Origin of the sequence: Polaromonas sp. (assembly GCF_029945925.1) — a bacterium.
In the GTDB taxonomy this organism is placed as follows: Bacteria; Pseudomonadota; Gammaproteobacteria; order Burkholderiales; family Burkholderiaceae_C; genus Polaromonas.
In genome coordinates this window covers 1-14,604 of the sequence record NZ_JAQSDN010000024.1, presented here as the reverse complement: position 1 = coordinate 14,604, position 14,604 = coordinate 1, and the positions used below count along the sequence as shown (strand labels likewise).

The 14,604-nt window shown below is 64.9% G+C and carries 16 protein-coding genes; 9 read left to right on the top strand and 7 right to left on the bottom strand.

Annotation, left to right across the window (positions count from 1 at the left end; all coding sequences use genetic code 11):
- The first annotated feature begins 61 nt into the window (after nt 1–61).
- The 9 genes from PSV40_RS06130 to PSV40_RS06090 all read left to right on the top strand — a co-directional run bounded on the left by PSV40_RS06130 (nt 62) and on the right by PSV40_RS06090 (nt 8,256).
- The gene (locus PSV40_RS06130; protein WP_300535529.1) at nt 62–439 is read left to right on the top strand and encodes a chorismate mutase; all 378 of its coding nucleotides are present in this window, start codon (nt 62–64) and stop codon (nt 437–439) included.
- Complete coding sequence (locus PSV40_RS06125; RefSeq protein ID WP_300535526.1) at nt 436–1,437, top strand: tripartite tricarboxylate transporter substrate binding protein; 1,002 nt, start codon at nt 436–438, stop codon at nt 1,435–1,437. The genes PSV40_RS06130 and PSV40_RS06125 overlap by 4 nt, the downstream gene beginning before the upstream one ends.
- A gap of 7 nt (nt 1,438–1,444) precedes the next feature.
- A complete protein-coding gene (locus PSV40_RS06120; RefSeq protein WP_300535523.1) occupies nt 1,445–3,388 on the top strand; it encodes a chorismate-binding protein in 1,944 nt (647 codons plus the stop codon).
- An 85-nt stretch (nt 3,389–3,473) separates the two neighbouring features.
- On the top strand, nt 3,474–4,679 hold the full coding sequence (locus PSV40_RS06115) for a DNA polymerase IV (RefSeq protein ID WP_300535592.1): 1,206 nt from the start codon (nt 3,474–3,476) through the stop codon (nt 4,677–4,679).
- A 120-nt stretch (nt 4,680–4,799) separates the two neighbouring features.
- Nucleotides 4,800–5,411 carry a sigma-70 family RNA polymerase sigma factor gene (locus PSV40_RS06110; protein WP_300535521.1) on the top strand — a complete coding sequence of 204 codons (612 nt, stop codon included), beginning with the start codon at nt 4,800–4,802 and terminating at the stop codon, nt 5,409–5,411.
- Nucleotides 5,408–6,154 (top strand): anti-sigma factor, encoded by a 747-nt coding sequence (locus PSV40_RS06105; RefSeq protein ID WP_300535519.1) that lies wholly within the window; start codon nt 5,408–5,410, stop codon nt 6,152–6,154. The genes PSV40_RS06110 and PSV40_RS06105 overlap by 4 nt, the downstream gene beginning before the upstream one ends.
- Before the next feature lie 112 nt (nt 6,155–6,266).
- Nucleotides 6,267–6,725, top strand: coding sequence for a tetratricopeptide repeat protein (locus PSV40_RS06100; protein WP_300535517.1), 459 nt, complete (start codon nt 6,267–6,269; stop codon nt 6,723–6,725).
- Nucleotides 6,726–7,089: 364 nt separating this feature from the next.
- On the top strand, nt 7,090–7,395 hold the full coding sequence (locus PSV40_RS06095) for a hypothetical protein (protein ID WP_300535515.1): 306 nt from the start codon (nt 7,090–7,092) through the stop codon (nt 7,393–7,395).
- 15 nt (nt 7,396–7,410) lie between these two features.
- The gene (locus PSV40_RS06090) at nt 7,411–8,256 is read left to right on the top strand and encodes an enoyl-CoA hydratase-related protein (RefSeq protein ID WP_300535513.1); all 846 of its coding nucleotides are present in this window, start codon (nt 7,411–7,413) and stop codon (nt 8,254–8,256) included.
- A 47-nt stretch (nt 8,257–8,303) separates the two neighbouring features.
- Here the strand turns inward: PSV40_RS06090 and queF are convergent, their stop codons facing one another.
- The 7 genes from queF to PSV40_RS06055 form a co-directional block, all read right to left on the bottom strand.
- Nucleotides 8,304–9,131: an NADPH-dependent 7-cyano-7-deazaguanine reductase QueF gene (gene queF, locus PSV40_RS06085; RefSeq protein WP_300535511.1), complete on the bottom strand. Its 828-nt coding sequence runs from the start codon at nt 9,129–9,131 to the stop codon at nt 8,304–8,306.
- Nucleotides 9,128–10,033, bottom strand: coding sequence for an alpha/beta hydrolase (locus PSV40_RS06080; protein WP_300535508.1), 906 nt, complete (start codon nt 10,031–10,033; stop codon nt 9,128–9,130). Before PSV40_RS06080 ends, queF begins: the two co-directional genes overlap by 4 nt.
- 56 nt (nt 10,034–10,089) lie before the next feature.
- A complete protein-coding gene (locus PSV40_RS06075) occupies nt 10,090–10,920 on the bottom strand; it encodes a 2OG-Fe(II) oxygenase (RefSeq protein WP_300535505.1) in 831 nt (276 codons plus the stop codon).
- Nucleotides 10,921–10,934: 14 nt separating this feature from the next.
- Nucleotides 10,935–11,711, bottom strand: coding sequence for a peroxide stress protein YaaA (yaaA, locus tag PSV40_RS06070; protein WP_300535503.1), 777 nt, complete (start codon nt 11,709–11,711; stop codon nt 10,935–10,937).
- A gap of 83 nt (nt 11,712–11,794) precedes the next feature.
- Complete coding sequence (locus tag PSV40_RS06065; RefSeq protein WP_300535587.1) at nt 11,795–12,385, bottom strand: DUF3501 family protein; 591 nt, start codon at nt 12,383–12,385, stop codon at nt 11,795–11,797.
- Nucleotides 12,386–12,486: 101 nt separating this feature from the next.
- Complete coding sequence (locus PSV40_RS06060; RefSeq protein ID WP_300535500.1) at nt 12,487–13,836, bottom strand: heterodisulfide reductase-related iron-sulfur binding cluster; 1,350 nt, start codon at nt 13,834–13,836, stop codon at nt 12,487–12,489.
- A 193-nt stretch (nt 13,837–14,029) separates the two neighbouring features.
- Nucleotides 14,030–14,452: a rubrerythrin family protein gene (locus PSV40_RS06055; RefSeq protein ID WP_096671699.1), complete on the bottom strand. Its 423-nt coding sequence runs from the start codon at nt 14,450–14,452 to the stop codon at nt 14,030–14,032.
- Nucleotides 14,453–14,604: the final 152 nt, after the last annotated feature.

Sequence of the window (14,604 nt, the reverse complement as noted above, 5' to 3'; positions counted from 1 at the left end):
TGAGGCAGAATCAATAAGCTTACTTATTAATTTTCTGCCGCCATCCCGGCATCCTCTCGCCATGACCTCTCCCCAGGAACCCGCCATCCACACGCCCCCGGTGCGCCGCTTCAAGGACCCGGACTATGTCGAGGTCGCCCCGACACTGGCCGCGCTGCGCGAGCGCATCGACACGCTGGACGGGCAGATCGTCGAACTGCTCGCACAGCGCGCGCTGTGTGTGCGTGACGCCACCCGCTTCAAGCGCGACGCCTTCCAGGTGGCCGCGCCGGCGCGCCAGGCCGAAGTCTTCGCGCGCGTGCGGGCCCTCGCCGCGCGCCATGAAGCCGCTTTCCCCGGACTGTCCGACATCGTCGAGTCCACCTACCGCACCCTCGTCGCCGGCTACATCGCCGGCGAGGGCACTTTTTTTCACGACACGGAACTGATCACCCCATGAACACCTGCACACCCCGACATTTCCCGCTGACCCGCCTGCTGGCACGCTGCGCCGTGGCGGCCACGGTGGCGCTTGCCACGGCAGGCGCCATGGCCCAGGCCTGGCCGAACAAGCCGGTACGCATCGTGGTGCCCTACGGCGCAGGCTCGTCGCCGGATGTGATCGCGCGCATCATGGCCGAAAAACTTTCGCCGCGCCTGGGCCAGCCGGTGATCATCGAAAACCGCGCCGGCGCCGGCGGCAACAACGGCACCGGTGCCGTCGCCAAGTCGGCCGGCGACGGCTACACCTTCGTCATCAGCACCAACGGCCCGCTGGTGTACAACACCGTGCTCTACAAGAAGCTGCCTTATGACCCGTTCACCGAGCTGCGGCCGGTGGTGCTGGCCGGCGGCCAGGCCAATGTGTGCGCGGTACGTGCCGACTCGGGCATCACCACGCTCAAGGAGCTGGTCGATGCGATGAAGAAAAACCCCGGCAAGTTCAACTTTTCATCGACCGGTGTGGGCAGCCTGTCGCAGCTCGGTGTGGAGCTGCTCAAGGTCAAGACCGATACCTTCGCGGTCCACATTCCGTACGCCTCCTCACCGCTGGCCATCCTGGCCATCCTGCAGGGCGACGTGCAGTTTGCCTGCGTGCCCGCGGTGGCGGTGATCCCCCAGGTCAAGGCCGGCAAGATGCGCGCACTGGCCGTGTCCACCGCCAAACGCAGCCAGCTCATGCCCGACATCCCGACCATGAAGGAAGCCGGCCTGCCCGAGATCGAAAACCTTGCCTGGATGGCCGTGATGGCACCGGCCAGCACGCCGACCGACATCGTCCGGCGCATGAACCAGGAAATCAACGCCGTGCTCGCCATGCCGGAGGTCAAGGAAAAACTCCACGCCCAGTACATGGAACCCATAGGCGGCTCCGAGCAGGACCTGCAGAAATTCATGCAACAGGAATTGCGCGTGATGACCCCCATCATCAAGCGCACCGGGATCACCGTCGAGTGATGGGAGCATGATCGGCCTGCGCGTCCAGCGCAGCGCGGCCACCCTGGCGCAGGTGGACGCGGCGCTGGCGCGGCTGGACAGCCAGGCCGGCATTTATTTCGGCGTCGACGCCGGCATTGCCGGCCTTCATCCGCTGCAGGCCACGCTGCTGGTCCAACCCGCGCTGACCCTGCGTCTGTCTGGCGACGGTCTGGAAGTCGAGGCCCTCACCGGTTTTGGCCAGGCCCTGCTGGCGCTGCCCGGGCTGGCACGCTGGCGCGCCCAGGCCGTGCGGGGTCCGCGGGTGTCCGGCATCACGGCCCTGCGCGCTTTCCTGGCCTGTTTTGCACCCTCTCCCGACGTTCTGCTCCTGGGCGCCCTGCCGTTTGCGGCCCACCGCCTGGCCGACCCCGGCAACGATGCCGGCGCGCTGGGTCTGCTATTTTTCGGCCAGCACCTGCTCAGGCGGGATGGCGCAGGCGCCTGGCAACACGTCGTCCTGAGCCTTCCCGGGCCCATGTTGCCAGCCTCACCGCCAACCGCTTCGCCAACTGCGCCCATCGCCCCTCAAGACACCCCCGGACCTGTCGCCACCGAACCCCGTGACGACTTTCCGGTGGGCGCATATGCCGACATGGTGCGCCGCGCGCTGGACTGCCTGCGCGAACGCCCGCTGGTGTCGTTGACCCTGAGCCAGAGCTACCGGCGCCAGGTGCAGCTGCCGGCGGTGACGGCGTTCGGGCGCCTGCGCGAGGCCAATCCCGCACCTGCCAGCTTTTTTGTCAACGACGGTTCGGGGTTGTGCCTGTTCGGCGCCTCGCCCGACCTGCAACTGGTTGTCACCGGCCGCAACATCCAGACCCTGCCCGTCTGCGGCACGGTGGCACGCCGGCCCGGCGCCATCGGCGAAGCGCAGTCGCTGCGCGAGCTGCTCAATGAAGAGGTGGACGCCGCGTCGCTGGCCGTCTGCACCGACGCGCTGCGCAATGACCTGGCGCCGCTGTGCGAGCCCGGCTCGCTGCGCCTGCTGGACCGGCGCCGCCCGATGTCACTGGCAACCGTGGTGCATGCGGTGGACCGGCTCGAAGGACGGCTGCGTGATGGCGCCGATGCCTGGGACGCCATTGTGGCCACGGCGGCGCCGGTGATGGTCACTGGCACCCCCCGGGCCGAAGCGCTGCGGGCCATCGGCGAACTCGAGGCCAGCCCGCGCGGCTGGTACGGCGGCCTGGTGGTGCAGGTGGCGTCCAACGGCGATGCCCTCGCCGGCACCATCCTGCGCGCCGCTGCGGTCCGGGGTGGCGTGGCCGAAGTGCGCACCGGCGGCGACCTGATGGCCGACTCGTCGCCGGAACGCGAGGAGCAGGAATCACGGCTCAAGACACTTTCGCTGTGGCGCGCCTTCGGGCTGGAATCTGAAGCCGCGCGCGCCGAGGTGCCGCAGGGCATCGCCCTGCCCGCGACTGTTCACCTGATGGATGCTGGTGATCCCTTTGGCAACGCCATGCGCGAGTGCCTGCTGGGCCTGGGTCTGGATCTCGCGCCGCAACAAGCGCCGTGTTGCCTGCTTGTCGGGGCGGTTGACCTGGCGGCTTGTCCTGAGCGGCACCTGGTCGCTGTCGGTGACGCGGCCCTGCGCCTGCTCGGTGCCTCCGGCTGGACCGTGTTGCCTGACCGGCCCGAGCATGGCCGCACGCTGCTGTGCACCACCACCGCCGCAGCGCCCTGGCGCAGCGACAGCCCTTTTGCTGCGGCGCGTTATGCCAGCGGCGCGTTGCAGGCCGGCGACCTGCCGGCAGGCTGGCAGGCCTGGGCGCTGGACGAGCAGGCGCAGCCCGTGGCCCTGGCCCACGCCGGCCGGCGCGTGGTCTGCCTGCTGTTTCGCCCCGACTCCCTGCTCTCCAGCCCGCAGGCGCTGCAACTGTTGCGTGCGGCCCTGGCCTTTGCAGCCCAGCCCCTCGCGACCGGCTGATCAGCGCTATGCTTGCCGGGTGAGCGCCCCTCTCCCGTCCAACCCTTCCAGCCCGTCCAGAATCCGCCGCATTGCGCACCTCGACATGGATGCCTTTTTTGCGTCCATCGAACTGCTGCGTTATCCGCAGCTCAAGGGCCTGCCGGTGGTCATTGGCGGCGGCCGCCGCAAGGTGGACGAAGCGCTGATGGCGGCGCAGGGCGAACGCGCATTGCGCTTCATCCCGGTGGCACAATTCCCGCTGCTCAAGGACTATGTGGGCCGCGGCGTCATCACCACCGCGACCTATGCCGCGCGCCAGTTCGGCGTGGGCTCGGCCATGGGCATGATGAAGGCCGCCAAGCTGTGCCCGCAGGCCATCGTGCTGCCGGTGGATTTTGACGAGGTGCGCAAATACTCGCGGCTGTTCAAGAGCACCATCACCGACATTGCGCCGCTGATGGAGGACCGCGGCGTTGATGAGGTCTACATCGACTTCACCGACGTGCCCGGCGGCCAGCGCGAGGGCGGGCGTGTGCTGGCGCGCCTGATCCAGAAAGAGATTTTCGAAAAAACCGGCCTGACCTGCTCGGTCGGCGTGGCGCCCAACAAGCTGCTCGCCAAGATGGCCAGCGAGTTCAACAAGCCCAAGGGCATCTCGATTGTTTACGAAGCGGACCTGCAGGAAAAAATCTGGCCGCTCCATGTGCGCAAGATCAACGGCATCGGCCCCAAGGCCGGTGAAAAACTGGCGGCACTGGCCATCCATACCATCGGCGAGCTGGCCGCACAGGAACCGGCCGTCCTGATCCGGCATTTCGGCAAGGCCACCGGCGCCTGGATGCATGAAGCCGCCTGGGGCCGCGACGAGCGGCCGGTGGTCACCGAAAGCGAGCCGGTGTCCATCAGCCGCGAAACCACCTTCGAACGCGATCTGCATGCGGTGCGCGACCGGGCGGAGCTGGGCGCCATCTTCACCAGCCTCTGCGAGAAGCTGGCCGACGACCTGCAGCGCAAGGGCTACGTGGCCAAAACCATAGGCATCAAGCTGCGTTACGACGATTTCAGGATTGCGACGCGCGACCAGACGGCCGACTTCTACACCGCCGACGGACCCACCATCCGCAAAACGGCGGGGCTGTGCCTGAAGCGGGTGCCGCTGGACAGACGGCTGCGCCTGCTGGGCGTGCGCGCCGCCACGCTGGTGAAAGCGGGGGAGGAGCCGGTTTACGAAGAAAATCGGGGCTCAGCCCAATCGGGGCGGGCGCGAGCAGCTACTGAATCAATAGCAGGCACAGACCAGCTTTTCTAGGCCAAGGGCCTGGGCCCTCAGGCCAGCACGATCTCGTCCTGGTGATTGGCAATATGCAGCGCATGGGCCAACGGCTCGACGCCCTTTGCCGCGCCAGCCGAACTTCATATACTCGGCCGCATGATGCTGGACACCCGTGCAGATTCCCGCAGCCTGGAGGCCCTGATCGCTGGTGCAGCACAGGGCGACCACGCCTGCTTCGCCGAAGTCTATGAACGAACGCACATGCATCTGTTTGGCGTTGCCGTTCGTATATTGGGGCAAGGACAGGCGGCAGAAGATGTGCTGCAAGAGGCGTATGTGAGCATCTGGAAAAGTGCCGGCGGCTACCGCAGCGAGGTAGGCGGGCAAACCATTCAAGCCATGACATGGCTGATCGCCATCGTCCGCAACAAGGCACTGGACGCCCTGCGCGCCCGCACGCGCCGCCGCGAAAGCGAGCTGCCCGAGTCAGGCGACGACGATGAAGACGACCTCCAGCCCAATGGCAACCCGGCGCCCAGCGCCATGCACTTGCTCGAACAGGCCAGCCAGGCCCTGCACATCGAAGGCTGCATGAATGCGCTCGACGGCAGCTACCGGCAAAGCCTGGCCCTGGCGTATTACCAGGGCTTGAGCCATACCGAAGTGGCCGCGCAAATGGGCGCGCCGCTGGGTTCGGTGAAAGCCTGGATACGGCGCAGGCTCGAAAAGCTCAAAGGCTGCCTGGCGGCGCAGGGGGTGGTGGCATGAGATATTCCAGCCCCGACCTGCTCGAACACCTGGCTTCGTCCTATGTGTTGGGCACCCTGGGCGGCGGCGCGCGCCGCCGTTTTGAGCGGCTGCAGCGCGACCGCGCCGATGTGCGCGTGCGGGTCACGCAGTGGGAGGCACGCCTGAGCCAGCTCGCCGTGTCGGTGCCTGTGCAGCAGCCCTCACCGCAGTTGTGGAAAACCATTGCGGCACGCACACAGCCTGCCGCAAGCGCGGTCGCGCCAGACGCCCCTCCGCGCGGCTGGCTGGGCTGGCTCAAGCCCGCGGGCATTGGTTTTGGTGGCCTCGCCGCCGGTGTGATGGTGGCCAGCGTTCTGTTTGTGACGGCACCGGGCCTCTTCATGTCCAGCGACCAGATCGCCATGCGCACCGGTGAAAAACTGCCGCCAAGTTATGTAGGCCTGCTGACCGATGCCCAGGGCAACGGCAAACTGCTGGTCAGCTCGCTGCGCCACGGCAAAACCATGACGGTCAAAGTCATAGGCCCGATCACCCCACCGGCCGGCGGCACGCTGGTGCTGTGGGCTGTGCCCGCCAGCGGCCCGGCCTTTGCATTGGGGCCCCTGCCCACCAGCGGCTCGGCGGTGTCCATGCTTCCCGACACCTCCGAGAAACTGCTGTCCAAGGTCAGCAAGCTGGTGGTGACGCTGGAAACAGATGCAGCGCCGGCCGCCCCGAGCGGACCCGTGGTGTTCAGCGGCAACTGCGCCAAGTTGTGGTGACGCAGCCTTTCATCCATTTCAGTCCGGTTTGCATCCGTTTCCCGGTTTCCGTCGTTTATCTCAGGTGCTGATCTTCAGCGCACCCCCATCACTGACCCTCAAGGAGCCTGACATGACTACATTGACCCTTCGCCAATACATCGCCCTGCCCATCCTGGGCCTTGCGCTGGCTGGCGCTGCACTGGCCGCCGACTTCCAGGCCACCCCTGTGGAAAACGCACGCCTTGACGATTTTGCTGCCGGCAAAAAAGCCATGGAAGCCAAAAAATGGGCCGAGGCTGCCAGCAGCTTCAGCAAGGTCGTCGCACAGAACCCGAAAAATGCCGACGCCTGGAACTACCTCGGTTATTCGAACCGCTGGCTGGGCAAATACGACGAGGCCTTTGCCGCTTACAACAAGGCGCTGACGCTGGATCCGAAACACCGCGGCGCACTCGAATACTCGGGCATCGCCTACCTGAAAACCGGCCAGAAAGCCCAAGCCGAAGCCCAGCTTGCCAAGCTGCAGGCCATCTGCGGCAGCTGTGAAGAAACCACAGACCTGGCCAAGGCGATTACAGCGGCCAACTAGGGCCTGTTCACCCTATGTATGCAAGATGCGTTGCGAGTCAAAAAGGCCATGCGCGAGGCGCAAAATGCAGCCGGGCTGGCGCCCGGCAAGGCTTTGCAACGCTGCGCATGGCCTTTTTGGCCGCAACCCGGAGGGAACGTGGTTAAAACAACGCCACTCGTCGTTGCACTCCTAGCCCAGCCGCCCAGGCTGAGCGTCGTCGCGCGCCTAGATTGGCGCTGTTTTAACCACGTTCGCACTTGTATACATAGGGTGAACAGGCCCTAGCCCGGGACGGCCCGGCCAGCCCGCCGGGCCGCCGCAGACCGGAGGCGTTGACACCAACTTGCTTGAAACTTACATTGAAGCCTCTGCAGGAGGCTTTATGGCGCACCCTTCAACTTCTTCCACGGCAAGCTGGCACCTCACCCTGGCAGGGCTGCAGCGCATCAAGCAGTGGCACCTGGACCATCAAGGCAGCCATCCGCTGGAGCACCAGCTCTGGGACGCCGTGCTGACGCTGTGGGTCATGGGCTGGGTCGGCTGGTTGCCGGCCTTTGCGCTGGACATCCCGCTGGCCTACCCCTTGTGCCTGATCGGCATGCTTGCGCCGCAGCTGTATGTGCGCTGGCGGGCGCGCGCCCACACCCGCGGCCGTCTCAGGTGTGACTGGCTGGAACGGGTGCACTGAATTACATTGGCAGGCATGAACCCACTGACCTGCTTCACCCTTTCCACCACCGACCACATCGCCCACCTGGTGCTCAGTCGCCCCGAGGCGATGAACACCATGCACCCGACCTTCTGGCGCGAGCTTGATGAGGTGCTCACCCACATCCACAAGGCCGGCGATGCGCGTGTGCTGGTGATCTCCAGCAGCGGCAAACACTTCAGTGCCGGCATGGCGCTGGAGACCTTCAGCGGCGCCATTGCGATGGACGACCAGAGCCCCGAAGGCCGCGCCGCCATTTTCGACATGCTGGCCGACATGCAGGCCACCTTCACCAAACTCGAGACCCTGCGCATCCCGGTGATCGCCGCCATCCAGGGCGGCTGCATAGGCGGCGCGGTGGACATGGTGACCGCCTGCTGCCTGCGTTACGCAACGGCTGATGCATTTTTCTGCATCCAGGAAATCAACATCGGCATGGTCGCCGATGTCGGCACGCTGCAGCGCCTGCCCAAGCTGGTGCCGCTGGCCGTGGTCAAGGAGCTGGCCTACACCGGACGCCGGCTCAGCGCAGCCAGGGCGCTGGGTTACGGCCTGGTCAACGAGGTGTTCGATTCGACCGAAGCCCTGCTGGCCGGCGCGCTGTTGTGCGCGAAAGAAATTGCCAGCAAGCCGCCGGTGGCCATCTGGGGCACCAAGCAGGCCATCCACTACACGCGTGACCATTCGGTGGACGACGCGCTCAAGCAAATGGGCTGGCTGCAGGGCGCGATCTGGAGCAACCAGCATGTGCGCGAGGCCGTGACGGCCATGAAGGAAAAGCGTGCGGGTGAGTTCGCGAGCCTGTCACCGCTCCAGAGTTTCAAGGAAATCGGGCTCTAGCCCTTTTCCTACGGGCGCGAGCAGCTATCATTTGTATAGCGTCGGAGCTACTGCCGCGCCGTGCGGATATTCGGCGGCAGCGCTTGCGGATAACTCGTGCGAAACGGGTTGATGTCCAGCCCGCCGCGCCGCGTGTAACGCGCGTAGACCGACAGCTTGAGCGGACGGCAGCGTGTCCAGATGTCCATGAAGATGCGCTCCACACACTGCTCGTGGAACTCGTTGTGGCTGCGAAAACTCACGATGTACTGCAGCAGGCCTTCCTGGTCGATCGGCGCGCCGGAATAACTGATCTGCACGCTGCCCCAGTCGGGCTGGCCGGTCACCAGGCAGTTGCTCTTGAGCAGGTTGGACACCAGGGTCTCGCTGACCGGCGGCTCTTCATGGTCGGCAAACAGCAGCTCGGGCGCCGGTGTGTAGTGCCGGCACTCCACGTCGAGCCGGTCCAGGTTCAGGCCGTCGAGTTCATGCACGGGCTCCTGGTCGAACAGCTCCGGCCCCAGCGTCTTCACACCCACACCGGCACCCACCACGGCATTGAGGTCGGCGCGGATGCGCTCGCGCACCTCGCGTGCATCCGCAAAACGCGTGTTGTTGAAGCTGCCCAGGTAAAGCTTGAACGACTTGCTCTCGACGATGTTCGGCGACTCGCAGGGCACGGTGATGTGGGCCAGCGCCACCTGCGGCTTGCCGCGCAGGTTCAGCCAGCTCAGCTCGAACACGGTCCACATGTCGGCCCCGAAAAAAGGCGGGTTCTCGCCCAGGCCCAGTTCCTCGCGCTTGACGGCGCGCGGAATGGGAAACAGCAGCGAGGCGTCGTACTGGTCGATGTAGGGTGTGGGTTTGCCCAGTTGGGATTGGTCGGGGGTAGTCATGGTGTGGCCTGTGCGGCGTCAAGGTGGGGAATCAGCGGCTCCAGCAGACGCTGGACCACGCCGTCGGGCAGGTCGTGGCCCATGCCTTCAATGCCTACCAGCCGGGCGCCTTGAATGCGCCGCGCCGTGTCCTCGCCGCAGGCAAACGGCACCAGCGGGTCGGCCTTGCCGTGTACCACCAGGGCTGGCAAACGCAGGCCCGCCAGCTCCGCGGCACGGCGACCATCGGCGACGATGGCCATCATCTGGCGCGTCACGCCGGCCGGATGAAAGCTCCGTTCGGAGGCGGCCAGGATGCGCGAACGCAGTTCCGCGTCGTCCACCGGAAACCCCGGGCTGCCAATGGTCTGGAACAGCTTGACGTAATGGTCCACGATGGAGGACAGGTCCTTGCCGGCCGGCCGGCTCAGCAGCACCCGCAGGACATGCGGCTCGGCCTGGGGCAGGCCGCGCGCGCCGCTGGAGCTCATGATGCTGGTCAGGCTCAATACACGCGCCGGCGCGGCCAGCGCCACACGCTGCGCAATCATGCCGCCCATGCTGACACCGACCACATGCGCCTTCTGCACACCCAGCGCATCCAGCACCGCCAGCGCATCGGCCGCCATGTCGTGCAGCGAATAGGGTGACTTCACGGGAAGGCCCAGCTTGTACTTGAGGCTTTCCCAGACCAGGTTGGGCTGGCCCAGGTGGTCGAACTTCTGCGACAGACCGATGTCGCGGTTGTCCAGGCGGATCACGCGGTAACCGGCGTTGACCAGCGCCTGCACCAGGGCCGGCGGCCAGGCCACCAGCTGCATGCCCAGGCCCATGATCAGCAGCACCGCCGGACGCGGCTGCGCGCCGCTGCCGGGACCCGAATCCTCGACTTCGATGTCGATGCCGTTTGCTCTTATTTTCATAGCTGCCTACGCCCAATTGACGGGCGCTTGATGGTAATTTGACTGAAAGAACGATTTTAGGTGAACTCATGCTCGCGCAGCCATTTGGTGGCCACCCATTTTTCGCCGGCCAGCACCGGCGCACCGCCATGCAGGCTCAGCGTCGAGGCATGCGGCTGGTCGTAGCTGAAAAAAACCGCATGGCCGCGCTGCGGCACCACTTCCAGCCCGATGTCGGGAAACACCGTGGCACCGCCGGCTTCGGGCTCGCCCAGGTAAAGAATCAGCGTGCCCACCCGCTGGCCGCCGCGCTCCAGGATGGACGCCGTGCCGGGCTCGGCGGGATCGAAATAATCGTGGTGCGGCTTGTACTCGGCACCCGGCAGGTACTGCAGCACCTGCAGGCCTTCGCCGTTTTCCAGCGGCCAGTCCAGCAAGCGGGCGATACGCGCCTCGATGCGGCTGACCAGCTCGTTTTCGCCGCGCGTGAAAAACATGCCGCGGCTGGTGCGGTCGTCATTGAGTTCCTCGCCGCCGGTCTTGACTGCCACGGTCAGCGAGCGCGACAGGCGCGGCCTGGCAGCCTGCATCAGCGCGTCACATTCATCGTCACTAAGCAGGTTGCCGAACAGCACGATGTGCGGCTGGCTCATCTGCATCAGCACATCGACCTGCCGGTCGCCGGCGTCGAGCCGCAGCGCCGCACCGATGGCAGGCCGCGGCACCGGCACGCCGGACGGCGCCTGCAGGGTCGCGGCAAGTACTTCGCGTGCCACGTCCGCCAGCCAGCCCGACTTGCGCAGGGCCTTGAGGATGGTGGGCGCCGTATGGCCCAGGGCAGCCTGGGCACGCACCCAGGCCTGCACCTCGGGCGTCACATGCTGGGGCTGGACCTCGTAGTCGCGCATGGTGGATACAGGACTCAGCCGGCCTGCTGGCGGCGAAACACCAGCCGGTCGGGCCCGGACACCGCCGGTGCAAAACGGTAGCCTTCGGCGTCGAAGCCTTCGAGCTTCTTGACGGTGGCCAGCTTCCTGTCGATCGCGTAACGCACCATCAGGCCGCGCGCGCGTTTGGCATGAAAGCTGATGATCTTGTACTTGCCGCCCTTGAATTCCTCAAAGACGCAGCTGACCACGCGCGGCTTGAGGGCCTGGCGGTCCACCGCCTTGAAATACTCCTCACTGGCCAGGTTGACGATGACCGGCGAGGTGTCGGCGGCCGCACGTGCATTGAGGTAGTCGGCGATCTGCGCGCCCCAGAACTGGTACAGGTTGCTGCCCTGCGCCGTGGCCAGCCGCGTGCCCATCTCCAGCCGGTAGGGTTGCATCAGGTCCAGCGGGCGCAGCACGCCGTACAGGCCGCTCAGGATGCACAGGTGCGCCTGCGCCCAGTCGAGGTCCGCGGCCTGGAGGCTTTTGGCGTCCAGCCCCTCGTAGACATCGCCGTTGAAGGCCAGCACCGCCTGCTTGGCATTTTTGACGCTGGACTTTGGCGACCAGGCCTGGTAACGCGCCACATTGAGGCCGGCCAGCGTGTCCGACAGCGACATCAGTTCGCTGACCTGGGCCGGGGTTTTCTCCCTGAGCACCTTGATCAGCTGGGTGGACTGACTGACGAACAGCGGCGGGGTGTGCGTGGCGACCTGCGGCGGCGTGGCGAAATCCAGCGATTTCGCCGGCGAGAGTAAAAACAGCATGGTCCCTGGGGGTGAAGTAAAGCCAGACCCGACTTTACGACAGCCAGCCGCGGCCGGGCGCCGCGACGCTCCAAAAGCCCGGCTCAGCGCAGGTCGCTGGCCAGCGAAGCCAGCGATTCGGCAGGAATCGTCACATGCGCCGGGTAGTGGGTGTGGTCGCAGCCGAGCTTGACGCCGGCGCCCGCCTTGACTGCGGCGCACATGGCCGGACTGAGCTCAAAACGCACAAAATGCACAGCCGAGGTTTTCTCGTCGTTTTCGCGGTCCATGTCTTCGTCCGCAATCGCGTACACCCGGGCGTGGCCTTCGACCTCGACAAACAGCCGGTCTTCCACGCCGATCAGCCGGGCCAGCTCGCGCTTGCGCTCGTTGACGTCCGGGTACTCGATCAGCATGGTCGCCTTCCAGTTGCGGCCCTCGGGCACCAGCGGCGCGTAGGCTTCGATTTCCTGGTCGATGGCATCTGCCTCAAAGATTTTTTCAAGGCGCAGCATCTCCTGGATCTGGTAACGGATGCTGGTCTCGCTTTCGAACTGCACGTTGATGTGTTCCCCCAGGGGCACGCTGCGCAAGCGGCGGTGCGCCATGATGGCGGCCTTGTTGTCCTTGCGGTACTTGCTGTAGGCCTCCAGGGTCATGAGGCTGTCGCGGGTGATTTTTCCGGTGGTCTGCATGTTGTGCACTCCCAAATGTGTCATGCCGGACCTGATCCGGCATCCATGTCGGCGCACCACCATGGATTGCGGGTCAAGCCCGCAATGACAAAGTAAAAGAATTATTTCAAGCCGTACGCGGTACGAACCAGGGTCAGCGGGTGTTTTTGCGGCGGTGCGCCAAGCTGGTTGACTTCAAAGCCCTGCGCAATGTGGTGGCCGCCCAGCGGGCAGTCGCTGCTGATCACATCGGGCAGGCCGCCGTCCTTGTGGCTGGCCATGGCCTTGAACAGCGGTTTGCCGATTTTCATCGCCTGCTCGTGGTAGGGCACCTTCACGCCGAAGGTGCCGGCGTGGCCCGAGCAGCGTTCGTGCGTGTGCACGCTGGTGCCCGGCACCATCTTGAGCATTTCCTCGGTTTTCTTGCCGATGTTCTGCACCCGGCCATGGCAGGGAATCTGGTAGCTGATCTTGCCCAGCGGCACGGGAAACTCGGTCTTGAGCAGGCCGTCGCGCTTGCGTGCCATCAGGTACTCGAACGGGTCCCACATGTGTTCCTTGACCAGCTGCACCTCCGCATCGCCGGGGTACATCAGCGGGATCTCCTGCTTGAACATCAGCGTGCAGCTCGGTACGGCGCTCAAGATGGCAAAGCCGTCACGTGCATAACGGGCCAGCACCGGGATGTTGGCCTCCTTGCTGGCGTTGACCGAATCGAGGTCGCCGAGCTCCAGCTTGGGCATGCCGCAGCATTTTTCCTTTTCGACCAGCACATAAGGCACTTCGTTGTGGTCCAGCACCTTGAGCAGGTCGTGGCCGATGCCGGGCTCGTTGTAGTTGATGTAGCAAGTGGAATAGATCACCACCTTGCCGGGCGTCTTGGCGCCGTCTTTTACCGGATGCAGCGGTGACTCGGGCGCGCCGGAACGGAATTTTTTCGTCGCCAGTTCGGGCAGCCAGGCATGTTTGTCGACACCCAGCACTTTTTCCATCACGGCGCGGGCCGGCTTGGTTTTATTGACCGCATTGGCCACCTGGACCACGATGGGAATGCCGGCAAACTGGCCGTGCACATCGGTGGATGACAGGAATTTTTCACCCAGGCCCACGTCGCCCTTCTTGAACTTGATGGCCTTGGCGCGCAGCATGGTGTGCGGAAAGTCGAGGTTGAACTCATGCGGCGGCACATAGGGGCACTTGGTCATGTAGCAGAGGTCGCACATGTAGCACTGGTCGACCACTTTCATGTAGTCCTTCCTGTCCACCCCATCGACCTCGCCGGTCTTGCTCTCGTCGACCAGGTCGAACAGCGTGGGGAAGGCCCCGCACAGACTCACACAGCGGCGGCAGCCATGGCAGATGTCGAAGATGCGCTCCATCTCGTGGAAGGTGGCCTCCTCGTTGTAATAGTCCGGGTTTTTCCAGTCGATCGCGTGACGGGTGGGCGCTTGAAGATTGCCCTCTGTGGCCATGGCATACCTCTCTGATGGGAGCTTTACTGGATTCGTTCAGAAACCCTCTCGCAAGGCACCACGCCTTAACGGCGTAGCGAGCGGGTGCAGGGCAAGGCGCGGGCGTCGGGTCACCGGAATGTGCTCAAGGCACATGAGGATGGCCCGACCGGGACCCGCAACGCCGCCATGCGCCCGCGCAGTAGCCGTGGAATCAATCCACGAGTTCAGCCAAAGCCTTGGTGTAGCGATTCGCATGCGAACGCTCGGCCTTGGCCAGCGTCTCGAACCAGTCGGCCACTTCGTCGTGACCTTCGTCACGTGCGGTTTTGGCCATGCCGGGGTACATGTCGGTGTACTCGTGGGTCTCGCCGGCCACAGCCGAGGCGAGGTTCTCGCGCGTGCCGCCGAAAGGCATGCCCGTGGCCGGGTCGCCGCACTGTTCGAGCCATTCGAGGTGACCGTGCGCGTGGCCGGTTTCGCCTTCCGCGGTGGAGCGGAACAGCGCTGCGACATCAGGCTGGCCTTCAACGTCAGCCTTGTTGGCGAAATAAAGATAACGGCGGTTGGCCTGTGATTCACCGGCAAATGCGGCTTTCAGGTTTTCTTCCGTTCTGGAGCCTTTGAGAGCAGCCATGGAAATCTCCTTCGTGGTTGGTAAAAATGGTGCATGCCTTGAACGCCATCGTCAAAGACGAGAACACGATAGCCCGATTGAGGTGCGGCGTCTAATTGCAGCCTTGTCCAACGAGGTATGAGCCTGAAGGAGGCGCGTATTTCCAACGAAAA

Excerpts from the sequence above, each read along its gene's own strand:
- PSV40_RS06095 (WP_300535515.1), top strand. The coding sequence starts at position 7,090 with ATGGCGCACCCTTCAACTTCTTCCACGGCAAGCTGGCACCTCACCCTG.
- PSV40_RS06130 (WP_300535529.1), top strand. The coding sequence starts at position 62 with ATGACCTCTCCCCAGGAACCCGCCATCCACACGCCCCCGGTGCGCCGC.
- PSV40_RS06090 (WP_300535513.1), top strand. The coding sequence starts at position 7,411 with ATGAACCCACTGACCTGCTTCACCCTTTCCACCACCGACCACATCGCC.
- PSV40_RS06060 (WP_300535500.1), bottom strand. The coding sequence starts at position 13,836 with ATGGCCACAGAGGGCAATCTTCAAGCGCCCACCCGTCACGCGATCGAC.
- yaaA (WP_300535503.1), bottom strand. The coding sequence starts at position 11,711 with ATGCTGTTTTTACTCTCGCCGGCGAAATCGCTGGATTTCGCCACGCCG.
- PSV40_RS06105 (WP_300535519.1), top strand. The coding sequence starts at position 5,408 with ATGAGATATTCCAGCCCCGACCTGCTCGAACACCTGGCTTCGTCCTAT.
- PSV40_RS06115 (WP_300535592.1), top strand. The coding sequence starts at position 3,474 with ATGGATGCCTTTTTTGCGTCCATCGAACTGCTGCGTTATCCGCAGCTC.
- PSV40_RS06075 (WP_300535505.1), bottom strand. The coding sequence starts at position 10,920 with ATGCGCGACTACGAGGTCCAGCCCCAGCATGTGACGCCCGAGGTGCAG.
- PSV40_RS06065 (WP_300535587.1), bottom strand. The coding sequence starts at position 12,385 with ATGCAGACCACCGGAAAAATCACCCGCGACAGCCTCATGACCCTGGAG.
- PSV40_RS06120 (WP_300535523.1), top strand. The coding sequence starts at position 1,445 with ATGATCGGCCTGCGCGTCCAGCGCAGCGCGGCCACCCTGGCGCAGGTG.
- PSV40_RS06080 (WP_300535508.1), bottom strand. The coding sequence starts at position 10,033 with ATGAAAATAAGAGCAAACGGCATCGACATCGAAGTCGAGGATTCGGGT.
- PSV40_RS06125 (WP_300535526.1), top strand. The coding sequence starts at position 436 with ATGAACACCTGCACACCCCGACATTTCCCGCTGACCCGCCTGCTGGCA.
- PSV40_RS06100 (WP_300535517.1), top strand. The coding sequence starts at position 6,267 with ATGACTACATTGACCCTTCGCCAATACATCGCCCTGCCCATCCTGGGC.
- PSV40_RS06110 (WP_300535521.1), top strand. The coding sequence starts at position 4,800 with ATGATGCTGGACACCCGTGCAGATTCCCGCAGCCTGGAGGCCCTGATC.
- queF (WP_300535511.1), bottom strand. The coding sequence starts at position 9,131 with ATGACTACCCCCGACCAATCCCAACTGGGCAAACCCACACCCTACATC.
- PSV40_RS06055 (WP_096671699.1), bottom strand. The coding sequence starts at position 14,452 with ATGGCTGCTCTCAAAGGCTCCAGAACGGAAGAAAACCTGAAAGCCGCA.